This window comes from Methylobacterium crusticola (assembly GCF_003574465.1).
In the GTDB taxonomy this organism is placed as follows: Bacteria; Pseudomonadota; Alphaproteobacteria; order Rhizobiales; family Beijerinckiaceae; genus Methylobacterium; species Methylobacterium crusticola.
The window spans coordinates 1-2,131 of sequence record NZ_QOWC01000435.1; the positions used below are offsets into that span (position 1 = coordinate 1).

Sequence of the window (2,131 nt, forward strand, 5' to 3'; positions counted from 1 at the left end):
CCTGCAGGCGGAGTACGGCGCCTACGGCCGCCGGCTCGCCAAGCACTTCGACCCGAAGACGTTCGACCCGCGCCGGCCGGAGGCGTGCTCATGACGGGGATCGACCACACGCACGACGTGGCTCTGCGCTCCTGGGTGCCGGAGGCCGACGGGCATCCCGACTTCCCGATCCAGAACCTGCCGCTTGGGATGTTCTCAGTTGAGGACGGCGCTCCGCGGGCCGGGGTCGCGATCGGCGAACACATCCTCGACCTTCCGGCACTGCTGGTAGCCGGCCTCCTCGCGGGCGAGGCGGCACGCGCCGCCGAGGCCGCCACCGGCACTGCTCTCAACCAGCTCCTCGAACTCGGGGCCGGGCCGCGCCGCGCCCTGCGGGCGCGCCTGTCCGATCTGCTGCGCGCCGGCACGCCGGAGCGCGACCGGGTCGCGCAGCTGCTGCACGGGGCCGCCTCCTGCACCCTGCACCTGCCGGCGACGATCGGCGACTACACCGACTTCTACGTCGGCATCCATCATGCCGAGAACATCGGCCGGCAGTTCCGGCCGGACAACCCGCTGCTGCCGAACTACAAGCACGTGCCGATCGGCTATCACGGTAGGGCCTCGTCGATCCGGCCCTCGGGCGTCCCGGTGCGCCGGCCGCGGGGGCAGGCGAAGGCCTCGGACGCGGCCGCGCCGACCTTCGGCCCCTCGACCCGCCTCGACTACGAGCTCGAACTCGGCGTCTGGATCGGCCCCGGCAACGACCTCGGCGAGCCCATCCCGACCGGCAAGGCGCCCGCACACGTCGCGGGCTTCTGCCTCCTCAACGACTGGTCGGCCCGGGACGTCCAGGCCTGGGAGTACCAGCCGCTCGGGCCGTTCCTGTCAAAGAACTTCGCCTCGACGATCTCGCCCTGGATCATCACGCCGGAGGCGCTCAGCCCCTTCCGGATCGCGCAGCCGCCCCGGCCCGAAGGTGATCCACGGCCACTTCCCTACCTTCTCGATGAGGCCGACCAGGCGGGTGGCGCCTTCGATCTCCAGCTCGACGTGCTCCTCGTGACGCCGAGCCTGCGCGAGGCCGGCCTCGCCCCACATCGGATCTCGGCCTCGAACACCCGGCACATGTACTGGACGGTGGCGCAGATGGTAGCCCACCACACCTGCGGCGGCTGCAACCTACGGCCGGGCGACCTCCTCGGCACCGGGACAATCTCGGGCCCGGATCGCGACGCCTGCGGCAGCCTCGTTGAGGCGACGCTGGGCGGCCGGGAGCCGCTCCGGCTCGCCTCAGGCGAGGAGCGGCGTTTCCTCGAGGACGGCGACGAGGTGATCCTGCGGGCCCGTGGCGTGCGGGACGGCTTCGCATCGATCGGGTTCGGCGAGTGCCGGGCGGTCGTGCTTGGAGCGGTCGCATGAGGCTCTACGGCTACTGGCGTTCGACATCGTCCTACCGGCTGCGCATCGCGCTCGCCCTTAAGGGCCTGAGGCCGGATCAGGTGCCGGTCCACCTCGTGCACGGAGGCGGTGAGCACCGGAGCGAGGCTTACCGGCGGATCAACCCGCAGGCGCGGGTGCCGAGCCTCGCCCTCGACGACGGAAGCGTGCTGATCCAGTCGCCGGCGATCATCGAGTACCTGGAAGAGGTGCCGCGGGCCGGACAGACCGCCCCGGACAGGTACGCGCGCTCGTCGCGCTGGTCGGCCGGCTGGCGCGGCCGCGAACCGCGTCGCGCCCAGACCCGCACGAGGCCGTTCTTCCGGCCCAGGCGCATCTCGTCCTGGAACCCGATCTCGACGGGTTTGTCCGAGCCGACCCCGGCGAGAGGGGCGTTCAGGGTCGCGGCGACGCTTGTTTGAACTCAGCCACGATCCCCTCGTCCTGAGCTGGATGGTGCGGGCGGGGGCTGATGCGGGAGAAGCCGAGCTTGTGCAGGATCGTGCCGATCGTGCGCGCGTGGTAGCGCACGCCAAAGCGCGCCACGATGACCTCCCGCAGATCCTGCCGCCGCCAGCGCACGACGCCGTGCACGGCCGGATCGGGTCCTGCCTCAACGAGGTGGGTCACGTCGGCCTGCTGCTCAGGCGAGAGGCGGGGCGGGCTGCCTCTGGCCCAGCGGTCGGTGAGCCCGTCAGGGCCGCGCGCGTTG

At 71.9% G+C, this 2,131-nt stretch carries 3 protein-coding genes; 2 read left to right on the forward strand and 1 reads right to left on the reverse strand.

The genetic code is table 11. From position 1 onward, the window contains the following. Positions 1 to 90: 90 nt before the first annotated feature. On the forward strand, positions 91 to 1,401 hold the full coding sequence (fahA, locus tag DT057_RS34695) for a fumarylacetoacetase (RefSeq protein ID WP_128566529.1): 1,311 nt from the start codon (positions 91 to 93) through the stop codon (positions 1,399 to 1,401). Further along, entirely contained in the window at positions 1,398 to 1,841 is a 444-nt protein-coding gene (locus DT057_RS37135) for a glutathione S-transferase N-terminal domain-containing protein (RefSeq protein ID WP_238314362.1), read from the forward strand. The genes fahA and DT057_RS37135 overlap by 4 nt, the downstream gene beginning before the upstream one ends. Here DT057_RS37135 and DT057_RS36340 read toward each other — a convergent pair. Continuing rightward, a partial coding sequence (locus tag DT057_RS36340) for a winged helix-turn-helix domain-containing protein (protein WP_203236465.1) occupies positions 1,816 to 2,131 on the reverse strand: 316 nt, incomplete at its 5' end. The genes DT057_RS37135 and DT057_RS36340 overlap by 26 nt on opposite strands.

What these genes read in the sequence shown, in the direction of transcription:
- fahA (WP_128566529.1), top strand. Translation starts at nt 91, where the DNA reads ATGACGGGGATCGACCACACGCACGACGTGGCTCTGCGCTCCTGGGTG.
- DT057_RS37135 (WP_238314362.1), top strand. Translation starts at nt 1,398, where the DNA reads ATGAGGCTCTACGGCTACTGGCGTTCGACATCGTCCTACCGGCTGCGC.